This window comes from Pseudomonas sp. RIT357, assembly GCF_000632245.1.
Taxonomy (GTDB): domain Bacteria; phylum Pseudomonadota; class Gammaproteobacteria; order Pseudomonadales; family Pseudomonadaceae; genus Aquipseudomonas; species Aquipseudomonas sivasensis.
Genome location: NZ_JFYX01000023.1, coordinates 36,377 through 60,801, shown reverse-complemented (window position 1 = coordinate 60,801; position 24,425 = coordinate 36,377). Strand labels below are relative to the sequence as shown.

Annotated in this window: 32 protein-coding genes; 10 read left to right on the top strand and 22 right to left on the bottom strand. The window is 60.2% G+C overall.

The features are described from left to right. Nucleotides 1-4: 4 nt before the first annotated feature. The 19 genes from BW43_RS29295 to BW43_RS12395 all read right to left on the bottom strand — a co-directional run bounded on the left by BW43_RS29295 (nt 5) and on the right by BW43_RS12395 (nt 14,523). Nucleotides 5-2,335: a phage tail protein gene (locus BW43_RS29295; RefSeq protein WP_177326443.1), complete on the bottom strand. Its 2,331-nt coding sequence runs from the start codon at nt 2,333-2,335 to the stop codon at nt 5-7. 9 nt (nt 2,336-2,344) lie between these two features. Continuing rightward, nucleotides 2,345-2,869 carry a phage tail protein gene (locus tag BW43_RS12315; protein WP_032887513.1) on the bottom strand — a complete coding sequence of 175 codons (525 nt, stop codon included), beginning with the start codon at nt 2,867-2,869 and terminating at the stop codon, nt 2,345-2,347. Beyond that, nucleotides 2,866-4,035, bottom strand: coding sequence for a baseplate J/gp47 family protein (locus BW43_RS12320; protein ID WP_032887511.1), 1,170 nt, complete (start codon nt 4,033-4,035; stop codon nt 2,866-2,868). The genes BW43_RS12315 and BW43_RS12320 overlap by 4 nt, the downstream gene beginning before the upstream one ends. Beyond that, the gene (locus BW43_RS12325; RefSeq protein WP_032887510.1) at nt 4,032-4,349 is read right to left on the bottom strand and encodes a DUF2590 family protein; all 318 of its coding nucleotides are present in this window, start codon (nt 4,347-4,349) and stop codon (nt 4,032-4,034) included. Before BW43_RS12325 ends, BW43_RS12320 begins: the two co-directional genes overlap by 4 nt. Next, nucleotides 4,349-6,634 (bottom strand): phage tail tape measure protein, encoded by a 2,286-nt coding sequence (locus BW43_RS12330; RefSeq protein ID WP_032887508.1) that lies wholly within the window; start codon nt 6,632-6,634, stop codon nt 4,349-4,351. The genes BW43_RS12325 and BW43_RS12330 overlap by 1 nt, the downstream gene beginning before the upstream one ends. A 6-nt stretch (nt 6,635-6,640) precedes the next feature. After that, entirely contained in the window at nt 6,641-6,781 is a 141-nt protein-coding gene (locus BW43_RS28980) for a hypothetical protein (protein WP_032887507.1), read from the bottom strand. Nucleotides 6,782-6,804: 23 nt separating this feature from the next. Next, the gene (locus BW43_RS12335) at nt 6,805-7,089 is read right to left on the bottom strand and encodes a putative phage tail assembly chaperone (RefSeq protein WP_032887505.1); all 285 of its coding nucleotides are present in this window, start codon (nt 7,087-7,089) and stop codon (nt 6,805-6,807) included. A 37-nt stretch (nt 7,090-7,126) separates the two neighbouring features. Continuing rightward, a complete protein-coding gene (locus BW43_RS12340; RefSeq protein ID WP_032887503.1) occupies nt 7,127-7,576 on the bottom strand; it encodes a lysis system i-spanin subunit Rz in 450 nt (149 codons plus the stop codon). Then, a complete protein-coding gene (locus BW43_RS12345; protein ID WP_032887501.1) occupies nt 7,576-8,109 on the bottom strand; it encodes a lysozyme in 534 nt (177 codons plus the stop codon). The genes BW43_RS12340 and BW43_RS12345 overlap by 1 nt, the downstream gene beginning before the upstream one ends. After that, nucleotides 8,106-8,402: a hypothetical protein gene (locus tag BW43_RS12350; protein WP_032887500.1), complete on the bottom strand. Its 297-nt coding sequence runs from the start codon at nt 8,400-8,402 to the stop codon at nt 8,106-8,108. The genes BW43_RS12345 and BW43_RS12350 overlap by 4 nt, the downstream gene beginning before the upstream one ends. Next, nucleotides 8,399-8,611 (bottom strand): TraR/DksA family transcriptional regulator, encoded by a 213-nt coding sequence (locus BW43_RS12355; protein ID WP_032887498.1) that lies wholly within the window; start codon nt 8,609-8,611, stop codon nt 8,399-8,401. Before BW43_RS12355 ends, BW43_RS12350 begins: the two co-directional genes overlap by 4 nt. Beyond that, nucleotides 8,611-9,060: a phage protein gene (locus tag BW43_RS12360; protein WP_032887496.1), complete on the bottom strand. Its 450-nt coding sequence runs from the start codon at nt 9,058-9,060 to the stop codon at nt 8,611-8,613. The genes BW43_RS12355 and BW43_RS12360 overlap by 1 nt, the downstream gene beginning before the upstream one ends. 5 nt (nt 9,061-9,065) lie before the next feature. After that, complete coding sequence (locus BW43_RS12365; RefSeq protein ID WP_032887494.1) at nt 9,066-10,178, bottom strand: DUF2586 domain-containing protein; 1,113 nt, start codon at nt 10,176-10,178, stop codon at nt 9,066-9,068. An 11-nt stretch (nt 10,179-10,189) separates the two neighbouring features. After that, nucleotides 10,190-10,873, bottom strand: a complete 684-nt coding sequence (locus BW43_RS12370) for a phage virion morphogenesis protein (protein ID WP_032887492.1) — start codon at nt 10,871-10,873, stop codon at nt 10,190-10,192. After that, on the bottom strand, nt 10,860-11,306 hold the full coding sequence (locus tag BW43_RS12375) for a phage tail protein (protein ID WP_032887490.1): 447 nt from the start codon (nt 11,304-11,306) through the stop codon (nt 10,860-10,862). The genes BW43_RS12370 and BW43_RS12375 overlap by 14 nt, the downstream gene beginning before the upstream one ends. Continuing rightward, complete coding sequence (locus tag BW43_RS12380) at nt 11,303-11,764, bottom strand: head completion/stabilization protein (RefSeq protein WP_032887489.1); 462 nt, start codon at nt 11,762-11,764, stop codon at nt 11,303-11,305. Before BW43_RS12380 ends, BW43_RS12375 begins: the two co-directional genes overlap by 4 nt. Before the next feature lie 98 nt (nt 11,765-11,862). Continuing rightward, on the bottom strand, nt 11,863-12,588 hold the full coding sequence (gpM, locus tag BW43_RS12385) for a phage terminase small subunit (RefSeq protein ID WP_032887487.1): 726 nt from the start codon (nt 12,586-12,588) through the stop codon (nt 11,863-11,865). After that, a complete protein-coding gene (locus BW43_RS12390; RefSeq protein WP_032887485.1) occupies nt 12,585-13,604 on the bottom strand; it encodes a phage major capsid protein, P2 family in 1,020 nt (339 codons plus the stop codon). The genes gpM and BW43_RS12390 overlap by 4 nt, the downstream gene beginning before the upstream one ends. Before the next feature lies 1 nt (nt 13,605). Next, nucleotides 13,606-14,523, bottom strand: coding sequence for a GPO family capsid scaffolding protein (locus BW43_RS12395; RefSeq protein ID WP_032887483.1), 918 nt, complete (start codon nt 14,521-14,523; stop codon nt 13,606-13,608). 162 nt (nt 14,524-14,685) lie between these two features. Here BW43_RS12395 and BW43_RS12400 point away from each other — a divergent pair, with 162 nt between their 5' ends. The 3 genes from BW43_RS12400 (at nt 14,686) to BW43_RS28385 (ending at nt 17,841) form a co-directional block, all read left to right on the top strand. Beyond that, entirely contained in the window at nt 14,686-16,737 is a 2,052-nt protein-coding gene (locus BW43_RS12400) for a terminase large subunit domain-containing protein (RefSeq protein ID WP_032887481.1), read from the top strand. Continuing rightward, nucleotides 16,649-17,515 carry a phage portal protein gene (locus BW43_RS12405; protein WP_032888076.1) on the top strand — a complete coding sequence of 289 codons (867 nt, stop codon included), beginning with the start codon at nt 16,649-16,651 and terminating at the stop codon, nt 17,513-17,515. The genes BW43_RS12400 and BW43_RS12405 overlap by 89 nt, the downstream gene beginning before the upstream one ends. Nucleotides 17,516-17,592: 77 nt before the next feature. After that, nucleotides 17,593-17,841, top strand: a complete 249-nt coding sequence (locus tag BW43_RS28385; protein WP_071483122.1) for an ogr/Delta-like zinc finger family protein — start codon at nt 17,593-17,595, stop codon at nt 17,839-17,841. Between the two features lie 137 nt (nt 17,842-17,978). Here BW43_RS28385 and BW43_RS28820 read toward each other — a convergent pair whose 3' ends face one another. The 3 genes from BW43_RS28820 to BW43_RS28380 form a co-directional block, all read right to left on the bottom strand. After that, a complete protein-coding gene (locus BW43_RS28820) occupies nt 17,979-18,524 on the bottom strand; it encodes a zinc chelation protein SecC (protein WP_155989970.1) in 546 nt (181 codons plus the stop codon). A 119-nt stretch (nt 18,525-18,643) separates the two neighbouring features. Then, a complete protein-coding gene (locus BW43_RS28975) occupies nt 18,644-18,820 on the bottom strand; it encodes a hypothetical protein (protein WP_177326442.1) in 177 nt (58 codons plus the stop codon). Nucleotides 18,821-18,920: 100 nt separating this feature from the next. Further along, a complete protein-coding gene (locus BW43_RS28380) occupies nt 18,921-19,268 on the bottom strand; it encodes a helix-turn-helix domain-containing protein (RefSeq protein WP_081797728.1) in 348 nt (115 codons plus the stop codon). Between the two features lie 92 nt (nt 19,269-19,360). On the opposite strand from BW43_RS28380, the gene BW43_RS12410 reads away from it, so the two are divergent. From BW43_RS12410 to BW43_RS12440, 7 genes are all read left to right on the top strand, one after another. Then, entirely contained in the window at nt 19,361-19,561 is a 201-nt protein-coding gene (locus BW43_RS12410) for a DNA-binding protein (protein WP_032888074.1), read from the top strand. A gap of 29 nt (nt 19,562-19,590) precedes the next feature. Beyond that, the gene (locus tag BW43_RS12415) at nt 19,591-20,070 is read left to right on the top strand and encodes a YmfL family putative regulatory protein (RefSeq protein ID WP_305728739.1); all 480 of its coding nucleotides are present in this window, start codon (nt 19,591-19,593) and stop codon (nt 20,068-20,070) included. Further along, nucleotides 20,067-20,429, top strand: a complete 363-nt coding sequence (locus BW43_RS12420; protein WP_032887473.1) for a hypothetical protein — start codon at nt 20,067-20,069, stop codon at nt 20,427-20,429. Before BW43_RS12415 ends, BW43_RS12420 begins: the two co-directional genes overlap by 4 nt. A gap of 73 nt (nt 20,430-20,502) precedes the next feature. After that, a complete protein-coding gene (locus tag BW43_RS12425; RefSeq protein ID WP_032887471.1) occupies nt 20,503-20,736 on the top strand; it encodes a hypothetical protein in 234 nt (77 codons plus the stop codon). 2 nt (nt 20,737-20,738) lie between these two features. Beyond that, nucleotides 20,739-23,537 (top strand): toprim domain-containing protein, encoded by a 2,799-nt coding sequence (locus BW43_RS12430; RefSeq protein ID WP_032887469.1) that lies wholly within the window; start codon nt 20,739-20,741, stop codon nt 23,535-23,537. 15 nt (nt 23,538-23,552) lie between these two features. After that, nucleotides 23,553-23,846, top strand: coding sequence for a hypothetical protein (locus tag BW43_RS12435; protein WP_032887467.1), 294 nt, complete (start codon nt 23,553-23,555; stop codon nt 23,844-23,846). Nucleotides 23,847-23,911: 65 nt separating this feature from the next. After that, nucleotides 23,912-24,160, top strand: a complete 249-nt coding sequence (locus BW43_RS12440; RefSeq protein ID WP_032887465.1) for a hypothetical protein — start codon at nt 23,912-23,914, stop codon at nt 24,158-24,160. The last annotated feature ends 265 nt before the right edge of the window (nt 24,161-24,425 follow it).

The following is a 24,425-nucleotide window of genomic DNA, read 5'->3' as shown; positions in this document are numbered from 1 at the left end:
GGCCTCAATATTTAATGCAGAGCAGGAACGCGATGTTGCGCGGGCGAGCTTCGGTACCGCCGTTCGCGCCTACCGTGATGGCGTGGGTGTGCTCACCTGCAGCGTCCACCGAAACCTTGCCCGTGCCTTCACTGCCGGTACGGCCTGGCGGCATGTCCAATACGCGGTGATCCGACGACGAGCCTTGTCGGTTGATCGTGAAGGTGTGCGTGTGCGCGCCATCGACGGCGGCGGTCGCGGTGTGGGTGTGAGCCAGGTTCTGGCTTGCCTGCCACGAGCCCAGGACGCGGCCCACGTCGATGCCGCGCCCATCGTCCAGCCCCCGGACGAACTCGCCCCGGGCTTCCGGCAGGTTGAAGGTGGTGCTGCCGTCACCGGCACCGAAGCGCGTGCCTATGGCAGCAAACAGCGCTGCATAGGAAGTGCGCGAAACCGCGGCACCATTCGCTTTAAGCCAACCCACAGGTGCATCTGCGCGAGCAAACGCTCCGATTAGTCCTGGTGGAGCTGCCGCAGCCAGTGCCGTATCCAGCCCGGTGACCTGGGCGACGGTATGGGTGTGTGCGGACGGCGGAACAGTCAGCGCAAAGTTCACGTTTGCGGAACCGTCCAAGGTCAAAGAACCGGTAGCACCACCGGTGAATGTGATGGTTCGTGCGGCCGACCACTTGCTGGCTGTTGCGGCATTCCCAGTGATATTCACGCCGGTGTACGTGCCGGACAATCGCGCATCGGGAAGCGTGCCGCTGGCCAGATTGCTGGCATTCAGCTGGGTGATACCTGCCCCACTTCCATAGAAAACCCCGGCAGTGAAAACGCCGGCATTACCGACCCCACCCCGAAGGCTGCCATTTTGGTAAAAGTACACACCCTCCCCGATCTGGGAGATAGCATCGCCATGGCCCGCACGAATCCAAGACATCCCGTAATGGCTCGCCGTGGTGTAACCGGCATTCGCGCCGGCACCGTCATAAGACGCCCCCAATCCCCAGATGCACGCTCCCCAGTCAGCGCTGTTGCCGTTGCCATTACCGTAACCGCCATGAATCCCTTGAAAAAACGCAGTGGCACCGCTTACCAGCCCGCCAGCCAAAGGCAACTTGGCATCGAGCGCCCCTTGCAAGCCGGTGGTGTGCGCGATGGTGTGGGTGTGCCCCTCGGGTTTCACCGTGACGCTCATACTCGCGTCTGCACTGCCATCCAGCGAAACCTCGCCGGTGATGCCGCCAGTCAGCGACAGTTTGCGAGCCGTCGCCCAGCGGGCCGCTTTGCCCGCAACCGAGGTGCCGTTAATCAGCGCGGTGATCGCGTCCTGCAGCAGCTTGCGCACGCCGGCGACCATCTTGGTGGTGGCCAGGATTGCCGAACTGTCACTGTCAGCCGCATCGCTGATCGCGTTGGGGATCTTGCTCAGCCCCACGTCGTCCTTGGTCGTGGCGCGTGCGCGCAGGTCGGGATAGTCACCCACCCGCGCCGCGAAGTGCTTGACCAGCTCGCCGTCGATGGCCTCGACCACACGCAGATCCGTGACCGTGCTTGATGTCGGCAGCTCGGCCAGCGGCACCAGGTAGTGACGCGCACCGACGCTGTCGGTGTAGTCGGCCTTGTCGGCGCCGAACACGACCTGGAACGTACCCACCACGTCGCTCTGTTCACGCTGCAGCACGACGTCCAGCCACGCCTTGCTGGGCACTGCCGGCACCGTCACCGGCGTTGCAGTAGCGCGCTCCAAACGCACACCTTCGATGTACGCCAAGCCCGGCTTGAGTTGGTACACGCTGCCCACCTTCGTCATCTGCAGGGCAGTGCCGAAAAAGCAGGCCCGGCCAAACATGTCGCGGTTGCTCAGGCGCTCGCGCTCGTCGATGCCTTTCATGCGCGCGGTGTAGTCGAACTGCCAGGTGCTCGCGTCGATGGTTATCGCAGTCAGTTGCTGGGCGCCGTCGAACACCAACATGAAGTTGCGGGTGACGTTGTTGCCGATCTGCTCGGGCAGAATGTTTTTGCGCTTCTGCTGCAACGGTACGTAGGCCACCGACAGCAGCACGTTGTCGCTGGTTTCAAGGCCGATCCAGTTGAAATCAAAGTCACCGATGTCGGTGCCCATCATCAGGCTGTACACGACCTGGTTGGGGTTCACGTAGCCGGTTTGGGTCACCGGTGAGGTGTAAACGATCTGGCCCGACGGGGGCTTGAGCCCAGCACGGTTTACCGGTGCATTGACGTCCAGCCCAGGCACGTTGGCCAGGATGAATCGGGCGACGGTCAAGACTTGGCCAGCCGCTTGTTTTTGAGCGATCAGGCTTTGCCCGGCCAGTGTGATGCTTGCAGCCATGAATACTCCCTACAGGCTGGCGATCAGCGTTTGCTGGTCGTCGTTAAAGTCGACCAGGGCGACTGCAAGCCGCACTGGTGTAATGGTCACGAAGTCGTAGCGCCGGCAGGTGCGGCCGTACTGACGGATCAGCACGCGCAACAGGTCGGGGTTTTCGGAGAGTTGCGAGTCGCTGAGGGTCAGCAGCACCACGTCCCAGTCGCGGTCGGGCATGCGCTCCTCGATCTCGATGTAGCCCACACCGAGGCGCTGCATGATTCGCTTGAGCCCCGCCACGCTGCCGGCGTCTACCGAGTTGATAAAGGCGTACTTGACCCGCAGTCGAAACAGGCTTTCCGGCTCGCCGTTGAAGCGCGTGACGTCGCGCTGCCAGGCCCACAGCTCCAGGATCGACAGGTGGCAGGTGTCCGGGTCGAACTGCAGGTAGGGCCAGCGCAGCCACTCCACGGCCATTTCCCACCAGCCCTGGGCAGCGGCGACCAACTTGGTCAGCTCAGGCCCTGACAGCCAGAACGGCAATTTGAGCTTGATCATTGCAGGACCACCGCCAGGCTCTGGATGCGCGGGATGTTCAGGCCCGACACGATGTCGGTGCCGGCGAACGTCAGCGATTCGATGTTGGGGAAACGGGCGTGCAGTTCTTCGGTCAAGCGGCTGAAACTGAACCGCGACTGCGGGTAAGTCCTGGTCGGCTTGTAATCGCGCTGGGTGCTTTCGCGAAACGCGGCGCGGATGAATAGGCCGACCTCGGTTTCCAGCGTCTCCAGCTGGATCTCGCTAAGGTTGGCTTTTGGCCAAACCTTCACGCTGATCGCGTGGAAGGTTTCAGGCATAGCCATCGCCTGCAGATCGTCGCCGTGGCCGTGGTTGCCGCCGTCGCGGATATGCGTGTTGATCTGCTCCAGGAACGTATCAGCAGGCACGCCGGCGTCGAACAACACAAAGGCATTCGCGCTGCCAGGACCACGAGGCGCGCCGTGTTCGAAGTAAACGCCATCGGCCGACACACCCGGGAAGCCGGTGATAATCGCCCGGTAAACGGCATCGGTGTGCCATTGGTTGACCGCCGAAAACTGATTGCGGCCGCGCAGGCGTAGCTGGTCGTCGGGCTCCGCATCGGCACCCGGCTCATGTAGCCAATCGGTAGCGTTGACCACCTGAACGATTCCCGGCACTGGTTCCGGCAGGACCGCGTAATAACCTGGGGCCAGGTTGTAGCCGCTGCCCGCCCCCAACGCTTTGACCGGCACGGCCAGCTGGCTTTGGCCCTCTTCAAAGCTGCGCGGCTCCGTGGTGACCAGTTGGTAGATGTGTTCATTCAAGGTCGGCGACTGGACTACGGTGCCCGCCGGCACTTCCAACGCGCCGCCGGTGTTGGCCCTGGTGAACAGCAGTTCACCGGTGGCGACCGTCGCGCCTTTGCGCTCGACGTTGACCGCCCAACATAAAGTGTCGAGCCAAACGCCCGTGGCGGTCTGTACGAAAAAATTCGGCAACACGGTGCCGCTGACGAACTCCAGCAACCACAGCACAGGCTTGGTCACCAGGGCAGTAACAATCCGCCAAAACGGGCTGTATGCGCTGGTGTTGCTGAGGGTGCTGCCCTGCTCCGCTGCCAGCTTTTCCCACGACTGTTTGAGTTGGACTTCGGTGATCGGAATCCCCGAATCGCTCATCGCCTGCTTGAAATCGACGCTCACAGGTTCACCTCCACTCGGCCGAATTTCACCGTAGTGGCGGTTACCAGGTACTGACCTGGTGATACCTGGTTGATCTCAGCGGTGCCAGGCACCAGGCGCTCGTCGGCCTCCACCAGCAGCTCCATTTGCTGGATGCAATCGCGCTGACGCATGCGGTCGCGCTCGGCCACCAGGGTCACCAGCAGGCCGCTTTCACGGATCATGTGGGCAATGTCCTGGGCGATTGAAGCCCGGTCACTGACCAACAGCGGTTGTCGTGCCGGATCGAGCACCAGGTCATTACCGGAAATCAGCAGGTCGATGTATTCGCTCATCAGCCACCCACCGCCATGGCCAGCATGTTTTCCATCTGCAGCGGCGTCATAGGCTCCTTGTTGTGGATCTCCACTTTCTCGATGTGAGGGCCGCTGCGCTGGTTCTGGGTCGTGTTCTGAATGCTCTGCATCAGTCCTCCTTTGGGTACGGCCAGGGGTTTGGTTGGGCTGATTGCCGGGGTGTTTTGGTTAAGGGATTCGCGGGCCTGGATGCCTTTGTCCACCTTGTCCGGCAGCTCGGCAGCCTTCTGCATCACCACCGGCAGCGGCATGGTCTTTGGCGACGTGGCCAGGTCGGCGGTCGCCGGCGGCAGCATGATCGGCGCCGCTTGCTTCACCTCTGGCGCGAGCTTCTGCAACGGCACGGCAGGTCCAGCCAGGGGCAACATGGGGGCCATCAGCGGTTGCTTGACCGCGACGGGCTCAGTGGAGCGTTGGGCGAGCATCAGCGGCGCCGGCGCAGCAGCGGCGACGGCAGCGGTCGCCATCGAGGTCGCCCCGGGCAAACTGGAGACGTCCGCCGGCGCGACGGTGCCAGCCACCAGATCGGGCACGGCCGGGGGCGTCGGCATATCGCCGAAGGTGGTCTCAATGTTGACGCCCGGGATCTTGTTGAGCATGGCGATCAGGCCGTTAATCGCCGCATGAAAGATCGCGACGATGCCGTCCCACGCAGCCTTCGCCATGCCCGACCAGCCGCCCATGGACGAGAACCAGGCGCTGAGTGCTTCCAGTTGGGCCGAGACCCACTGAAACGCGGCGGTGTTCATCAGCGCGGCCACCAGGTCGTCCCAATAGACGACTACTGCCGTGATTGCCGCGACCAACGCGACGATTCCAATGATCACGACTCCCACCGGGTTGGCCATCATGGCGGCGTTGACCAGCCAAATAGCGCCCTGCCATAGCAACATGGCCCCTCTGACCAGGCCGATCCCGGTGTACATAACCACCAGTCCGGCAGCAAAGGCCGTGATCATGACCGTGTGAAATAAGAACATGGCAATGGACCGGAAGCCGGTCCAGGTCAACACGTTCCAGACCGTCACCAGTGCCAGCCAGACGGTTTTGCTCAGGCCCACGGCGAACGTCAGCAGGCCCATGGCCGTGGCCAGGCCCAGGAACGTCAGGGAGACAATGCCGATCAGGCGGGTGATGTTCGGAAACAGCTGAGTCCAGCGGGTCAGTGTGCCGGCGATGCCAACCAGGCGATCCATCAATGGGGTCAGGATCGGAATCAGCGATTGGCCAAACGCGATGCGCAACGCTTGCACGGCTGCGCCGAACTGCTGCCAGGGGTCAACCATGGCCTTGGCCATATTCTCGGCCTGCTCCAAGCCCCGGACTTTGCCCAGTTGGTCGATACCGTTTCGCAAGCGGCCAGCATCCTTGGCCAGCGCGGCAATGACCTGGGCACCCTCACCACCAAACGCATCGGTCAGCTTCACGCCGGCCGAGGCGCTGGTAAGGTCGCCGAGCTTGCCCTGTAGCTTGTCCATAATGTCGAGGATTGGCAGCGCCTTGCCCTGCTGATCCGACAGTTTCATCCCCAGCTTTTCCGAGGCGGCGCCCATGTTTTCAAACAACGCCTTGTAGCGCCCGCCGGCATCGCCCCCTTCCATGGTGCTGCTGAGCGTACCGATCACCGCCATTTGCTCGGCCAGATCGACGCCGGCCGTGGTCGCAATCGCCCCGGCTTCCTTGAAGGCGTCTTTCATCGCCGCACCACTGGTACGAAACAGCTGAGTAGCCAGGGCCGTCTGCCCGCCCAGCTTTTCCACCCAGGCGCCTTTGCCCATCGCATCCGCCTGGGACTTCTGCAGGTTGTAGAGGGTGCCGACGTACTCGCCCATGGTGTGGGCATCAGTCTTGGTGGCCTTGGCCAGCACGTTGCTAGCGTTGGTGAACGTGGCCAACTGGCTGCCCGTCAGGCCCTTGATTGCACCTTCAACCAGATACGCCGACGCGACGAAAGCCTGGGCGTTTTCGCCATAGTTGACGGAAAACTCCAGGGCCTTGGCGTTGAGCGAATCTAGCGCGTCTTCGGCAACGTTTAGCGAGCGAACTTCGCCCAGGGCGCGGTTCATCTCCAGGGCGGGCTCCAACGATGCACCCATGGCCATAAAGCCACCGGTGACCCCTGCCAGGCCGATACCCATGGTCTTGAAGTGCTCCTGGCTCTGGCTTGCCAGGTCGGAAAACCCGGTTTTCACCTTGCCCAATGGGGCGGTGACTTTGTCAGTCAGGGCAAGGATGAAATCCAGTCGAGAGGAGCGATCAGCCATCGGTGCTTATCCGTTAAACGCGTGGGCAATGCCGTTGGCCACGGCAAATTCCATGCGTTTCCAGTATTCGTCTTCAAGCCACTTGGCAGAGCCCAGGTTTTCCACCGTGGGCTCCGCACCAGGTAACCAGCGTGCGGTCAGGGCCAAGAGCTGGCCCAGGCTGTTTTCGGTCAGGCGCTCGGCGTATCCGAGGGCTTTTTTACGGTGATCTCGACGTCAGGGCTGAACTCTTCCAGCAGTGCGCCGGCGATCTGAATGACGGTCACCGGGTTGACCAGGTACAACTTGAGGTCGTCGCGCTGATCCGCTTTCACGCTGGTGGAAAGCAGGTTATGCGCCGGGGCGATCTTGTTGGTCTGGGTCATGGCGTTGAAGTACTTGGTGACCTCGGGCGCCCCCAGGGTGAAGTCGAAATCTTTGTCGGCGATGGTCAGGGTGATGGTGCGGCGAGTCATGGTGTAGCTCCGTGTGGTTCAGGGAAAAGTGGGGGAATCAGTGCAGGCAGAGCCGCACCTGGTCCTGCAGGCCGAGGATCATTTGCCGACTGAGGGCGAGTTGATCGACGAGGGTGAAATAATCCGGTCGAGCGTTTGTTGCGAGTTCGGCGGGGGCTGCATCAGCCACGCCGCCGGCGCCGGCATGGGCGGGCACTGCGGCTGGACAGGCGGCTTTGACGAGCAACCGCTGATCGCCAGCATCAACAGCGCGGCGGCGATTAAGGTTTTTATCGCGTGCATCGGTCAGTTCCTGGGTGTGCTTAACGTCATTGCTCGCGGCCTGGGTCATGCGCTCACTGGTGATACGGGCGGCTTCACGTAGGGCGTCGCGTTCGTCTTGCGCCTGGTCACGCTCGGCGCGGGCGGTGTCGCGTTGGCCTTGCAGCAGGTGAACGCTGAACCAGGCCGTCAGGCATAGCACCAGGATGAAAATGGCATCGCGCATCACAGACCCTCCGCGCACATGGCCGCTTCGGCGCGCCGACGGGCGTGCAGCCCTGGTACAAAGCGCTTGCGCCCCTGGCCATCAGTGACCGACGACCACACCGGGGTTTTGCCATCAGGCCCCCAGGCGAGCGCCTTGCAGCCGTCCTTGATGCGGCCGGCGTTGATCAGGCCAACGGCCCGACTGGCGCAGGTGCTGGGCACGCCGAAGTTGTGGCCGTGGCTGCTGAGTGCGTCGAACGTCTGCTGGCCGATGGCTGGATTTGTCAGGCAGTCGGCAAGGGCCAACTGGCCCTTTTCAACCACCAGCTGCTCCACCTCGGCGCAACGTGCCGGCGACCAGTAATCACCGATCACCAGCGGATACGGGCTGGTGTAACGCGTGATGCCCTTGCACACGGTGGGCAGGCCACGGGCGAGTTGGTCGGGGTAGACGATGTTCTCGCCCTGCCCTTCCCACTTGCCCAGGAAGGCGAGCAACGGCGCGCTAACCAGCACGATGGCGCCGGCGGCAATCTTGCTGCGCAGGCTCACGGGAACAGCACCCGCAGCAACGCGGCACCGATCATCTGCGCCAGGATGCCCAGCACGGTCAGCACCGCCAACATACGGGTGACCTTGGTGCCGATGTCGGCCACGGTTGCCGTCAGTTCGCGCTGGCCATCGTTCAGATCCGAGAGCTGTACCGCCATGTGTTCGAACTCGCCTTCCAACCGGGTGACTCGGGTTGGCACGGTTGCGTGGCGGTCTTCCAGGTCGCTGAAACGGTGCTCAAGCACGGCGACACGGCTTTCCAGGTTGCGTTTGGGCGTGGCGCGAACGGTCATCGGCGCTGTCCTTGCTCAATAAGGGATTGGCACGGCACGCAGTGGGTCATTCCGCCCAAGGCACGGCGCTGTTCCGGGATGGGTTTGTCGCAGTCTTCGCAGTGGGTCAGGCTTGGCCCGCTCGGCCGTTTGCGGGCCAGCTGGGCGGCGATGGCTTGATCACGCTCGCGTTGCTCCAGGGCCTGGGCGCGGTCGAACAGGCAGGACATCAACGCAGGCCCTCGGTCTCTGTGCTGTCGAGGTACGGCACGCCATTGATGCGGATGAAATCCGGGCTGGTGACGTCAAACGGCAGCTTGTGCTTGGACTTCTCACCGCCTTTAGGAGCAATGCTCAACAGGCTGGAAATACGGAATTTGCAGCCGAACGCCTCGACGCGCATTTCCTCGTCGGCGGTCTTAGCAAAGAACACCAAGTCGAAGGTTTCCAGCTTGCGGAAACTGCCCGCTTTGCCTGCCGCCTCGATCACCAGGTTGAAGTTTTGGGTGTCCAGCTCCAGCTCGCCGGCGGCAGCCACGTCGCCATCAATGAAGCCGTCCGGGACACCCTTGGTCTGGGCCACCGCCGAGTTGTCGGTGATGTCCAGGGTCGCGTTTTCGACGTGAACAAGCAGGTCGCCCATGTTCACGTCGAAGTTCATACCGCCAATGCGGGCCATAAGGGTTACTCCGAGTCGTCAGTGGAAAGATCCAGGGCGATGTTCGCCGTCAGGTCTTTCGGGCAGTTGAGGGGGCGCAGGACCAGGTACGCCTCGACGGCGGTTTTGCTCTTCCAGACCAGGGTTACGTCGCCATCTTTGGGCGGCTCGATCTCGCCCGGGAATTGCTGGCCGGCGAAGGTCACTGACTTGGCCATCTGGCGCAGGGGCGCCATCAACGCAGAGGTGGCGGCCGCCATCGAGTTGGGCGAGCTGTTCAGCTTGCGATCACCCACGCGCTGAATCAGCAGCATGCGTACACGCCGCGCTGCCTTGTCGATCACGCGCAGGTGCTCGATCACCTGGAAGTCGCTGCCCGGGGCGTCCAGCAGATTGCCGTCGCCCCAAAACACGCCCGGGTAGTCGGGGTACGTCTGCGGCACCGAAAGACGGGCGGCGTCCAGTTGGGTCAGCACAGCGGACGGCAACGGGTCGCCACTCGAATCCTTGGGTTCGGTACCCAGCCCCATCACTGCGCCGGTCGCGACACGCATCGGGGTGTCGGCAATGCTCACCGCCGCGTTGGCCAAGCGACCGGCCAACACGCCCTGGTTATTGCCGTGCAGCTGTGGCACCGGCAGAACGCGGGGCGCAGCGAGACCGTTCACAATCGCGGTTTGCTCAACGACGTAGGCGTCCCAGGTTTGTTCCAGGGCGATGCCCGGGGTAGCTGCCATCACAAAGACGCGACGACCCAGGCGGTTGCTCAGATCGGTGGCGGCATCGTGCATGGCCGACAGCTCGGCACCGCTGGTGACTGGATGAGTGATCACCACAGCCTCGACGGAGTACGTACGAGTCGCAGCAGCCAGGGCATCCTGCCAGGTGATGTCTTCGGCAATGGGCGCAGCCACACAGGCCCAACGGTCGCCGCCATTCAGGCGTGCGGCTTGGATCTGGGTTTTCAGGTCGCTGGCTGGGACGCCCAGCTGGGTGTCCAGATCGCTTTGGGTGTCGAGCAACACCAGCTTGCCGACGTTTTTCGCGGCGGGACCGATGAACAAGAAATAGCGCTCGATCTCGGTAACGGCCCCTTGGCCGAGGTTGAGATTGTTGACGCTGACTTTACCGAGTGCCATGCAATGCCTCGCTAGCGGGGTGAATTAAGGATTTGTTGCAGCACCTGGTTAAGCAGCAAGCCGGTATCGTGCTCAGTGCTGACCCCAATGAACTGGCGTTTTGGCAGGGTTATTTCCCAGCTTTGGGCGCCGGTGCTTTCTTTCTTTTCGTCGTCCAGGATGCGAATGAGCAGGCCCGCTTTGGCGTAGTTAACGTGCTCTTTGATCCAGGCCACCGAGGGTCTGGTCAGCGCCTTTTTCCCGGCCTGGCGCACCTTGAAACCGAGACGGCGCAGGCGCTTGGCCTGCTTGTCGGTCGCGGCCAGGCCAGGGGAAACGTTGTTCCACTTGCGCATCTGCGCGGCGGTACGGCGCTCGCTGGCCCCGTTGTGCTGCTGCGCGGCGACCCAACTGGTCAGGGCGTTACGCCAGCCCAGCACGGCTTCATCAGGGCTGACCCGCGTGACCTGCATCAGCTTGGCCAGGCCCGCCTCCATCTTCTTTTTGCCCTTGGTCTCGCCCTTACGGGCGGCGAACGGGGTGCCATCGGTGTTCTTCTGGTCGCGCACGTTTTTTCGGTTCATCGTGCGCACGCGCTTGGTCACGTTGTTCAGCAAACGCCGGCGCAATTGCGGCGACAGCGTCAACAGCGCGAGTTGTTCCTGGACGCCCAGGTAACCCCGGGCATCCAGCTCTAACGTGCTACGTCCGGCCATTGCTGGAGACCTCACCGTGTTCGGCAACCCATAGGTCAAATGGGATAAACGACCAGGACTTACCGAACGCCTCGATCTCGCCGGCGGGGTCTTCGGCTAGGTACTGCGGCTCGATGAACTCCAGGGTGATGTCCACGTCCGCCAGATCGTTATCGAGCATGGTGATGTCAAAACTCGCCCCGGGCAGGTCGTCGCGGTTCTGGTCGTGGGTTTCAAGCCAACTGCCCACCAACGCCATCAGGCGCCCCGGATGATCGGCAAAACGATCCAGGGCAATCGTGGCGAGGTAGCGCATGTCGCCCATACGCATGCCGCCAACGTCGGGCTTCCAGATCAGGTCTAACTTGACCTGGTCGGTCCAGCTGTCGAGCTGTTCAGGCTCGACCAGGCGGCGCTCGATCAGATAGGCCGTCATGGCCTGCAGCTTGATCACAGCAACGCCGCCGTGATGCGGCCACGGCCCTGCAGGGCGCGCACGGCCTGCTGACTGAAAGCCAGGAAGGTTTCCGCACGCTCGGGGGCTTCTTTGCCGGTGTTCTCGGCGCTTTCGCGGCGGGTCACGGTGGGGAACTGCGGCAGCGCGTTACCTTTGGCGCGGCAGTACACCGCACGCTTGTACAACTTCACCTGGAAGGCACGTTCAGGCAGCACCGTGGAGTCAGCGGACTCGACACGCGTGACGCCGTTGGATTGCCAGCGGGCTTTGCACTTGGCTAGGTCCGTATTGACCTCAACCATTGCAGTGTTCAACGCGTCGGCCAGCAGCTCCACCAGGTACTCCGCCGGCAGGCGTTGTTCCTTCTGGAACTCGGACACGGAGAGGTCGGGCCAAAAGCCGTCGTTCTCAATCGCCTGTTCCACAAAGGTGGTGGGTTTCCCGGAAAAGCTCATTGCTGGCCGCTCAAATAGGGCGGGGAGCCTGTTTTCAGTGCGACGGTCCATAAATGGGCGGCTCACTTCCACAAGTCCCCGCTGGGGGGGGTAGTCGGTTATTCGGAGGCCGGGTTAGCGGCCGCTTGTTTTGCCAGGGCCTTGCGGACCTTTTTGATGCGGGTGTCATTGCCGGCCTGCGCGTACAACTCAGTGGAGCGCTCCAAATGCTTAAGCGCGGTTTCCCACTGTTCGGCCTCCATGGCGCGCATACCGATCAACTTGTGGTACTTGCTCGGGATCTGTTCCGTCAGTTGCCACTCACCGTCAACCAGCGGCAGCAGGTCGGAGAGGTAAGGCTCTGGACTGCGATTGGCTTGGTATTCGGCATAGGCCCATTCACACACGGCGTCGGCGACAAAGGTCTGGATGTCACGGCGCTTGAAGCGCTCCGGCATCTGCTGGCCCTGCTCGATCAGGAAGTCGGCCAGGCCCAGGGCGTCTTCGAACTGGGCAGTGTCGAACAGCCAGACCAGCACCTGCACCGCGACGCGGTTGGGGAAATTCAACCCCGACTCGCAATAGCGCTGGACGTATTCCTGGTACTTGGGCAGCAGCTCTTCGCGCTTGAGGGCCTGGCGTCCGGCCAGACCGTTGATTGCGCTGATGCGCTCCAGATCCTGGTCCAGTGCGGCTTCCTGCAGCAGCAAGTGCTTGCGCGCATTGGCAGGGCTGCTCAGGGCTTCCGCCGGCGAGTAAGGAAGCGTTGCGCAGGCGGCAGCCGCCACAACGGCGGCGCCTCCAAGGGCGATGGTGCGGCGCTTGTGCGCCAGGGCCAGACTCACGCCACCAGCTCCACGTTTTCGGTCATGGCGAACTTTTCCAACTGCTCGATCACATAACCTTCGTTGCGGCTGTTGTAGTCCTCGACGCGGGAGCGCTTCGGATTGTCGATGGTCTGCTTACGCCAACTGGAGTCCTGGAAGTAGATCGACAGGTTGTCCCAACTGGTGACGACGACGCCGTTGACCGGGAAGAACGGCACGCTAAAGCTCGGCAAGCCGCCGTAGGTGGCGATTACCTGGGCCTCTTCGATGCGCTCTTTTTCGGTCGGGGTGTCGCCCTGCTTCGAATACAGCTTGGCCTTGTCAGCGGCCAGCAGGTCGGTGCCGATGATCGCGATCAGGTCGCCGGCATCGCGCAGACGTTCGTCCACCAGTTGTTTGGTGTCGTGCACCAGGGCATCCAAGTTGGCGTAGTCGCCACCGGCGCCGAGGGTGACTTTGCCGGCGACCTTGCCTTCCTTGAGTACCTGGGCCGGGATCTGCTCACGGGCTTGTTGCAGCCAGCCTTTGTTGACGTCCTGCAGCATCGGGTATTGGGCAATATCAGTCTGCGGGGCAGCGTGGGTGCCGTGGAAGCCGACCATGATGCGGTCCAGCGCGATCTGCTTTTGTACAGCTGCGGAATAGCGCTGATGGAAGTCCGGGAACTTTGCCCAGGCGTCGATCTTGGCGTACGGCATGCCCACATCTGACTCGGTAGACGACAGTTCGTAGGTCGTCTGATCGAGCGCGGATGCATCCTTGGCTTCGCGGTCCTTGCTGTTGGTGTTGGTACGGCCAGTGACTGGACCCGACACGCCAATGAAGACCTTCTGACCTTTGATCTCGGTCACCGGAATGACGTTGATACGCGCCAGGAAATCAGACTTGGCCGTGATGGCGTCGTTCAGCTCCTGGGCAATGGTCGGATCAACGCTGAACATCTTGGTGGCCAGTTCAACGCCGTAGGTTTCCGCAATGGCGAACTGCAGCTGCGCAAACATTTGGGCGCCGTAGGCACTCAGGGAATAGGCCATGTCAGAGCACCCGCTTTTTGACGGTGGTTACCGGGCCTGGGTTGCGTGGCAACTGGCGACCGGCGGAAGTGTTCTGCAGCGCAGTGAACTGCTTCTGCAGAGCGTCCATGCTCGCCAACAGGGCCTTGTTCGTAGCACTGCCTTTACGGCTGAACTCACGCTCACCTTCGACAGTGGTCACGATGTCATCAACAGCCGCTTGAACATCATCAATCGGCTCAGGTTCTGGCTCGGGAGCCTCTTCGGCGACGGGCTCAATCACGGCTTGAATGCCGGCAGCGACAATCAGCAGTTGAGCCAGCAGGGCTTTCAAAGCCGTTGCGGTAGCTTCATCCATAGGGGGGTTGGTCTCGGTGGGGGTGGTAGGTTCGGCGGGCTCAGCGTCCGCCGCGAAGCGCTTGAAAAAGCCGGTAAGCATGCCAATCAGCTTGCCCATTTCGCCCTGGGGCTCTTCGTGAAATGCGCCCAGCTCAACGGATGCGGCGTAGTACGTCGCGTTGTTGGTTCGGCGAGAGAAATAGAGTTCTTGGGTGCCCAGGCTCGACGGTGTGTCAGTGACCGCAAGGCCGGTCAGGTAGGATTTGCCACTGCCTGCAAAATTCGGCCAAATCTCAATGCTGGTGAACAGCTTCTGCCCCTGGTCATTCAGGTACAGCAGTCGGTCGTTGGGCTTGAGTTGGGCCTCTAGGGCAATCTGCCCCTCTTCCAGGTCGTCGCCCTCCTCAACCAGACGCACCGCGTAAACGGTGCCGAAAGAACCCTCCCCGCGCTGGTGTTCGCACCAGATCACAGCGGTGTATTTCGAGGGCTTGTAGGTTTCAGCGATGTCGCGCAGTTCCTGGGGAAGGATCTCGCGACCATCGGCGGTGATGCCGCTGGTGGCGACACGTTTCCAGAACGAAACAAGGGAACGGGGCATGGGCGATAACTGCGCTCAATCGTTGAATGAGCCGCCAAGATAGGGAGCTGCACGCCCTCAAACAAACGGTTCAAATGCGCGTTTCTCCTATATTCACGATATAGGTGAATCGCGGAATTTAACCCCGCGTTTCCAGCGTTTTCGCCGCATAGACTGCGGTCCATGTACTACTCGACCGAAGTTAAAGAAGCCGCCAAACGCTTGTTTCTGCGCCGCTGCAAGGCCAAGGAAATTCAGGCGCAGCTCAACCTGCCCAACATCCGTATCGTCTACTACTGGATACGCCATGGCGGATGGGAGGACATGCTGTCGGACGAAGAACCGCTGACCGCCGTTGGCCGGCGGATCACCCTCCTCCTGGACAAAGCCAGCAGCCTCACCAAAGACGAGCTGAACGAGTTGGACCGACTGACCACCGTTCGAGAGCGCCTGTTAAAGCAAGCGGTCAAACCGTTGCCGGCGCCGGCTGGCGAATCTGCCGGCGAGCCCCAGGAGCGTCGCCCTGGTGCGCGTGGTGAGCGTTCGGGCCGTGGCGAAGGTGGCTGCAAGAAAAAGGAAAAGAAGGCCAAGAACGACATCAGCGGGCTGTCCGAAGTGGACTTCCTGGATAAGTTCATCAGCAAGATGTACCGCTATCAGCAGGAACTGTTCGCCGCCAAGCAAAACCCGCTGACCTGTCGCATCCGCAACGTCCTCAAAAGCCGCCAGGTGGGCCTGACCTACTACTTCGCCGGCGAAGCGTTCATGGACGCGGTACTGAGCGGCGACAACCAGGTGTTCCTATCGGCCAGCCGCTCGCAGTCGGAAATCTTCCGCAGCTACATCATCCAGTTCGCCAAGCAATGGTTTGACATCGAGCTGACCGGCAACCCGATCACTCTCAGCAACGGCGCCGAACTGCGCTTCCTCAGCACCAACAGCAGCACCGCCCAGGGCTACCATGGCCACGTCTACGTGGATGAGTATTTCTGGATTCGCGACTTCGACAAACTCAGCACCGTGGCCAGCGCCATGGGCACGCACAAGAAGTGGCGCAAAACCTACTTTTCAACGCCCAGCGCGGTGTCGCACCAGGCTTACCCCTTCTGGTCCGGTGAGGAATTCCGCAACAGCAAACGCGGCAAGAAAGCCGGCGGTGTCTGGCCCACCGAAGCGGCGTACACCCAGGGCGCGCTGTGCCCCGATGGTCAGTGGCGAAAGACCATCACCCTGGACGATGCCATCGCCGGCGGTTGCGATCTGTTCGACCTGGAGCAGCTGCAGCTGGAGTACGACGAGGACAAATTCCAGCAGCTGTTCTACTGCAAGTTCATCGACAGCAGCCAGAGCGCGTTCGGGCTCAAGGATCTGGAGCGCTGCTACTCCGACCTGTCCTTGTGGGAAGACTACGACCCGGAACTGGATCGGCCTTTCGGCAACAGCCCGGTGTGGCTTGGCTACGATCCAAGCCGTACCCGCGACGACGCCACCTGTGTGGTGGTCGCACCACCGCTGGAACCCGGGGCGAAATTCCGCATCCTGGAAAAGCACAGCTGGCGGGGGCATTCGTTCACCTTCCAGGCTGCCCAGGTCAAGAAGCTCACCGAGCGCTTCAACGTGCAACACATCGGCATCGACATCACCGGCGTGGGCTATGGCGTGTTCGACCTGGTGCGCGACTTCTACGCGAAGGCGACGCCAATCCACTACAGCCTGGAAACCAAAAACACCCTGGTGCTAAAGGCCCAGGACACGATCCAGGGCAGTCGCATCGAGTGGGACGCAGGCTGGACCGACATCGCCCAGGCATTCCTGACGATCAAGCGCGGCACCACCACCAGCGGCCAAGTGACCTACAGCGCTTCGCGTACCGACGCCACCGGTCACGCCGACATCGCCTGGGCGGTCATGCACGCCCTGGCCAATGAACCCCTAAACCACAACAAGCGGCGCCGCAGCCGCTACGTTACGAGCGGAACCAATGCCCAAGCCACGACGCAAAAAGCCCCAAGCCCGCCAGCAGGTGCAACAGCCACAGCCCATGCGGGCGTTCACCTTCGGGGAACCCGAACAGGTGCTGTCCGGCAACATCGGCGAGTATCTGGGGGTGTTCCTCAGCGACGACGGCGAAATCTACAAACCGCCGGTGTCGCGGGCGGGCCTGGCCAAACTGCTGCGCGCCAACGCGCACCACGGCGCCATTCCCAAGTTCAAGCGCAACCTGCTGCTGCGTGAATTTATCCCGTCCGAGGGTTGCAGCACGCAAACCATGGGCAGGGCGAGCCTGGACTACATGGTATTTGGCGAGGCGTATTTTTACCGCGACACCAACGCCTTCGGCGAAGTGCTGGAGATGCAGCACCTGCCAGCGATCAACATGCGGGTGAAGGTGGATGGCGGGTTCAGGATGCTGCTGCCCGACAGCAAGTACATGGACTTCGACCAGGACGAAATCGAACACGTCTTGGACTACGACGTGGAACAGAACATCTACGGCGTGCCCGACTACCTGGGCGGCCTGCAAGCGCTGTTGCTCAACGAAGCCGCGACCCTGTTCCGCCGGCGCTACTACAGCAACGGCGCGCACGCGGGATACATCTTCTACACCAACGACCCGGACCTGACCGAAGAGGACGAAGAAAACCTGCGTGCCCAGATCAGCGCCAGCAAGGGTGTGGGCAACTTCCGCTCGATGTTCGTCAACATCCCCAACGGCAAAGAGAACGCAATCCAGATCATCCCCGTGGGGGATTTTCAGGCTAAGGACGAGCTGGAGAAGGTGAAGAACATCACGCGCAACGACGTGATCGCGGCTTGGCGTATGAACCCTGCCCTGGCCGGGATCATCCCGGAAAACAACGGCGGGTTTGGCGACATTGAAAAAATTGACCGGGTGTACACCAGCAACGAAATCAGGCCGATTTGTCAGTTGTTCGACCAACTCAATGGCACCCTGAGACATGACAGGAAGATTAGCTGGCACAAAGCCAATATTGCAGCTGATAACACTTGATAAGTTAGACTTTGCAGCTATTACCACTACAAATTGTGGCAAAATAGTGGCTATTGGCTGCCCTGGGGAGGGACACAATGAGAGTTGTATGCAAGTGCGGAAACAAGGGCCGAATTGCTTCAAGGGAAGAACTATCGCGAGATTTTGCGAAGTTGTATTGCCAGTGCCTGGACGCAACGTGTGGGCACACCTGGGTGGCGAACTTGACGTTTTCGCACACGCTTAGTCCCTCCGCTCAATCCTACGAACGGATGCTGTTTGATCGCTTGAGAGATATGCCCAGGGCGAAACAACGGGAGTTATTCGATCAGTTGGGCGCTGCATGATCGAGGCTGAACCGCCAGCAACAGACCGGCGATTGGTGGTGACTCGATCAATGCTGAGTTACGTGGAAAAGAACGACTCAAGGAATACGCAGACTATGAAAATTTTGATCCATAAAAACCGTTCTGTTGGCCTTGCATCAGAACTTAGAAAGCCTAAGTTGCAACTTCATCACCTCCTTTTCGAGCTCCCGGTATTCCCGCTCGACGGCCGGAGCGAGCTGGATTTCATATTGGTCGGCCAAGTCACCCTCGTTCAATATTTCAAATCGTCGACTAAGCAACTTGATCAGACGTTTCACGTTGAAACTGTCCACCAACGGCTTTCGGATGTTATCGATTTGTCGGCCGGTGTATTCACGGCCAGTGTCTTCCAAGAAGAGGATGTTGGCCAATGCCAGCTCAGATGGTCGGGGAGTCAAGTCAACGATACGCCCTTCAGGATTCCGCCAGACAGCGTGGAACTCGGCTTCAATGATATGGGGACCTTCCCAAATGGCCCAGCCCGTCAGCTGTTTTCCGCCGTGATGGGCCACATGCTCTGGGACGATTGTGAGACATTCCAGCAATGGCTTGTTAGCCAGAGGTTCGTGCGGGACCAGAATGGGAAGTTGTGCCGGGACAACACTGTCACAAAATTCCAGAACATGGGCTGACTGAATATTTCCTGGTCTTGGTAAAGCCATCGTTAAGTCCTTTTTCGTTGATCCGTTGTGGGATCGGTCGCTGTTCGATCAGCTTGATGCTAGTGGAAAGCGCCGACCTAAGAGGGTCGGCGCATGCTTTCAGTGTTTAACCAGGTCGATCATTCGATCTCAGACGGTTCAGCAAGGTAACCAGTAATGCGTCGAACCTGTTTACGGTCCTGCTCAGATATTTGTCGGTAGAGCTCAATAAGGCGGACTTCCAAAGCCGTCAATTCCAACCACTCACAACCAACCGAGTCGCGATAACTGCTTTCCAATTTCTTGCGATCCAACATGCGTACTGCTCCGTTATTGCATTTGCTGAATCGACGGTATTGGGCCGTGATTGGCCCGTCGGCGCAGCAACTTCATCGGAGATACGCAAATTACGTCACGTCAATCGGATTGTTGATCGGCCTCAGCAGCCATAGACCTGACGATCCGCCGCACAGTTTTTTGATCATCTGGTGGAAGACGCCTGAAATGCTCAACCAAATCAGCCTCTACAGAATCAAGCCCCTCACCTGGTGGTGGAGATCGGCGCCCAGAAAGCACATAACCTGCGTCCACCTTGTGTTCGGTCAGAGCGGATACATAGCGCAGGTCCAGCGAATTGGCGCCTAACTCGTAATTTTTCTGAGTCCCGCGGCTGACTCCCAATAACGTCCCGAAATCAGTTTGATTCAAACCTAAGCGCTCGCGCTCTTCCCTTAGGCGATCACCTACACCGTCTGCTATGAGCATTTTTTTATTCACCACACTTGACCTGATCAATTTTTTGACCAAGAATCACCACAGACAAACAGAAACAACCACAAACAAACAGAGTAGACATGATGCCCGCCACCATTACACCCGAGCAAGCCCGGGCCGCTCTTGATCACAAGGGAGTGAGCATCGCGGAGTTCAGCCGTCAGCACGGGTTGAATAAAAATTTAGTCAGCGACCTGTTGAACGGTCGGATCAAAGGTCGCCGGGGGGAGGCACATCGCGCCGCCGTGTTGCTCGGTATCAAAGACGGCGTGATCGCACAGTAATGGTCAGCTCACTGAGGGAACAGCAGAAGATGAAAAGTCAGGTTCTAAAAACGCGTCGGGAAGTCGTAAGGGCGATTATTTGCACCTACGAAGGTGGCCGGGGACGCGCCGCCGCTCGACTGGGCATATCTCTCAAGAAGTTTGATAACCACGCCTACGAGAACAACAACTGCCGTCCATTGACTGACGTGCAGATCTTCCAGCTGGAGCAAGTAACAAGAACCCAGCATTTGGCCAACTACGTAGCGGCACTGTACGGCGGTATGTTCGTGCCAGTGGTCCAGCCCGAAAACCTGGACAACGTAGAGATGTATGCACGAGCAATGCAGACCTCAGCAAAACAGGGCACGGTCGATCAAATCATTGCCCAGGCACTTGAAGACGGCGTAATCACCGAGAGTGAGGCCGAACTAATCCTGAACGCACACCTAATACACATGGCCGCCCGTACTGCCGAAGTCCATGCCGCCATTGATCTCTACCGCGCCAAATCAGGGAATGCCCAATGAACGCCCCCGCCTCAGACATGGACTATCGCAGCACCATCCGTGCTGCCGCCCTCACATTCCTGGAACGCCACCAGGGCGAACACCTGGGTGATCAGGGCCAATTCATTGAACGGACCATTAACCACCTGGTGGATAGCTTCCAAGCTGATAAAGCGCTTGCCCTGCGGCTCACATGTGAGGCTTTGGGTGATCTTGCTGAAATCAATGTTCGACAACAGATCGACATCAAGGCCAGCAAATCAGATGCCGTGGTTATCACCGATCCCGTACGCGGCTGCACCTGGTCAGTGCCTGTTCACTTGATCTATGAACACCTGATAGCCGCCGGCCGTGCCACTCGCATTACCCCCGCTACCTAACACCCCTTTAGCAATGTCCTGAGCCTACCTGCCGTGGGTTTGGGTGAGCTGCGCCCAAAAACGAGGTTTCACGATGGCAACCGCCGTAATTGTCACCACCCAACTGCCACCCGCAGAGGCCGAAGCGTTGTTGGCCAACTTGCGCGAACAGTACCGCTTGAGCCTCAACGAACACTGGTATGCCGACCAGTTCCGCCTTGTGGCGGACGGTCTGCGCCACGGCGCAATTCTCGCCCATGTCCCGGTAATGGCTGCGCAAAAACGCCTTATGGCAGCCCTGTCCCACAGCCTGAAAGCAGTGAAGTAACCATGAAAGAAGATCTTCGCCACGACGTGTTGCAACGCCTCCAGTCCGACTTCGGGCTCAAGCACCGCACAGGCACCGATTACATGCGCGGCGGCACATGCCCCAAGTGCAAAAAAAAGGAGCTGTACTCCCGGTTTGACACGCCATGGATGGTCATCTGTGGTCGCCCTGAAAAGTGCGGCCACACCCTGCACGTAAAAGAGCTGTACGACGATTTGTTCGAAGACTGGAGCAAACGAGCGCCGGCAACAGATCAACACCCCAACGCGACCGCACGCGCCTATCTGGAGTTCGCCCGGGGCTTTCGGTTTGAGCTGATCCAGGGCTGGTTCACCCAGGAAACCTTCTATTCCGCCGAACACAACGCCGGCAGCGCGACCGTGCGCTTCGCCCTGGACAAAGGTGGCTGGTGGGAGCGCCTGATTGATCAACCGCATCGCTTCGGCAAGATGAAGGCCCGCTTCAAGTCCAAGGACAGCTATCGCGGCGTCTGGTGGTGCCCGCCCTGCGTCGATCTGCTTGAGGCCAAGGAAATCTGGATCGTTGAAGGGATCTTCGACGCCATTGCCCTGGTGCACAACGACATCGCTGCCGTGTCTGCAATGTCGTCCAACGCGTTCCCTGGGGACTCGCTCAGGGAGCTGGTTAAAACCCGGGAAGGCGGGAAGCTGCCCAAACTGGTTTGGGCTCTGGACAACGAACCGAGCGCAAACGCCTACACCCGGCGCTGGGTGCGCGAAGCCCGTGCCCTGGGTTTCATCTGCGAGTCCGCACAGATCCCGCAACGCGACGGCCGAAAGTCTGACTGGAACGATCTTCACCAGCGTTGGAACTTCATCCAGGACGAAACCAAACGTGCCGACCAGATCGCCAGCGACCTCAAGCAAGCTCGCCACCAGGGCGCCCTGCTGCTGGCCGAGAGCGCGGCGGAAAAGGCATTGCTCATGTACGACTGGAACAAGCGTGGGGAATTTCACCTGGGCTTCGGGAGCCGCCTGTACTGGTTCAAGTTGGACATGGAGAAATTCAACCGCGCCATGTCCGACATCGAGGACAGCGAGAACCACGACGACCAGCTGCTGAACCAGGCGCAACAGCGCGAAAAAGCGCTGCAGCAGTCCGGCAGTGTCGTGGAGATCGCCAACTGCTACCCCCAGGCGCTGTATTTCCAGCGAAACGAGGTAACAGACGAGTCCTGGTACTACATGCGTGTGGACTTCCCCCACGATTCCGAAAGTGTGAAAAACACCTTCACCAGCGGCCAGTTGTCGGCCGCGAGCGAGTTCAAAAAGCGACTGCTCGGCATGGCGGCAGGTGCCATGTTCACAGGCAGTGGCCAGCAGCTCGACAAGCTCATGAAGGACCAACTGTTCGGCATCAAAACCGTCTCAACGATCGACTACGTAGGCTACAGCAAGGAATACGCCTGCTACGTCTACGGTGACATCGCGATCAAGGACGGCACCACCTACAAGGTCAACAGCGAAGACTATTTCGAGTTCGGCAAACTGCGCCTGAAAACCCTGCAGAAAGGCGTCCCGATCAAGCTGCAGCGCGAAGCGAAGGGCTTTGACGAGAAGTGGGTGCAGTTGCTGTGGACATGCTTCGGCGCCCAGGGCTTCGTCGCGCTGGTGTTCTTCTTTGGCTCGCTGTTCTGCGAACAGATCCGCGCCCGCTATCAGTCCTTCCCTTTCCTGGAAGCCACAGGTGAGGCCGGCGCCGGCAAAACCACCCTCTTGAACCTCCTTTGGAAACTACTCGGCCGCGAAGGCTATGAAGGATTTGACCCTATGAAATCCACCAAGGCTGGGCGCTCTCGCCTGATGGGCCAGGTCTCCGGCATGCCAGTGGTGTTCCTGGAAGCGGATCGCCACGGCGATGATCGGGCACACGCCAAAACCTTCGAATGGGACGAGCTGAAAGACTTTTATGGCGGCGGCACCCTGGCTACGAAAGGCGTCAAGACCGCCGGCAACGAGACATACGAGCCACCATTCCGGGGAACGATTGCTATCAGCCAGAACGCGGCAGTGGTTGCACACGAAGCGATCATGACGCGCATTGTGAAGCTGCACTTCGTGCGCCCGACCGTCACACCTGAAAGCCGTGCTGCAGCGGATCAACTCAACGCCCTGGACGGTGGCACCCTCAGCCACTTCTTGTTGCGGGCCGTGGGTAAGGAGTCCGCGGTGCTTGAGCTATTCGCCCAGCGAATGCCCGAACACGAATCGAAGCTGCGTCGTTTGCACACCCATTGCTTCGCCTGCAGCACAGCCTATGCCAGTGACCAGGGCAATTGCACCAGCTGCGGCTATGACCTGCGGGGCTACATCCGCGTGGAGCGCATCAGCAAAAACCACGCACAAATGCTCTCGTTGTTGGACGGTATTCGCCTGGTCCTGAAATTGAGTGATCCCCAGGTCGCCGCCACCCAGCGCCAGATCGTGCGGATGGCCATCGAGCGCCAGGCGTCGATCAGCTCCGACCATGCGGCCGTGGCCGAGTTTTGGGAGGTTTACGACTACCTCGAATCCTTGAGCGAAGACCCGGTGGTGGACCACAGCAGCGACCCCACCGTTATCGCTATCAACCTCAACGAATTCTGTGAGCGTGCCGCTGAACACAAACAGAAGCTGGCCGACGTGGCCACGTTGCGCGACCTGCTCAAAGAGTCCCGTTCCCGCAAGTTTCTGGACAGCAACAAAGCCGTACACAGCGCTGTACGTGCCGCGTTCAACGGCCGCAACCCGTGTTCACAACCCCGGCCGACCACAGTGAAGTGCTGGACATTCAAGGCGTAAAGGAGAGCAAGACCGATGCAGATCCAAGTGTTTATGGGCAATGCCGGCGACGGCAAAACAAGCAAGCTGCAGTCCGTGCAAGACCGTCTCGACTTCACCGGCGAGAGCGCGCCGATCATCCAGGCCGGTGCTTATGGGGAGGATGGTTTGTTGGAGATTCTGGAAGTCCGGGCGGCCGGTGGCCAGCGCGAAATCCTGGTGGACGACTGCAGCAGGCAACAGATTTTGAGGGTACTGGAGTGGCAATCATGCGTTGAGCATGAGCCGGATTTTGACGGCCTGGTGATCCACCTGGCCCGTAAGGACTGACCTTAAAAAAGCAGTGTCGAGGAGTTGCAGCTCCCCGACACCTAACCGCAACAGAGGGCAATACCATGCAAGCACAGAACCTAAGCAGCAGCGGCGCGAAGGCTACCACACCGGCACGTAACCTGGTGGCCACCGCGATCATCGGCGCGGCCTTCATTGGCTACCTAGTGCACAAGACCCCTGAATCACGCGCCCGCCTCGAAAGCCTCAGTCAGATGGCCAACACCCTGGGCGAACTGAGCGAAACGGATGCGGCCGTCGTAGCCCAACTGCTCGCAAAACCGTTCACCCGGGGCGAATCACAAAATGCCTAACAGCCATTTAGCACCGGTACGGCGCTTTCCTTGGAACATCGACTACACCAGCGTCTGCGACCAGTGCGGCAGGTGGCGCGCACAGGGTAATCATATGAAATGCAGCCGACGGCGCCAGGTGCAGAACGCCCATCTTCGCAACCAGAAGCCGAAGTCATAAGCCGCGTCCACAAGAAGATGCGCTTCCAGATACTTGGCCCGGAAACGGGCCTTTTTTTTTCCGATCGTCAGACTGTCAATACACAAGCACAGCTTTAGGGGTTTA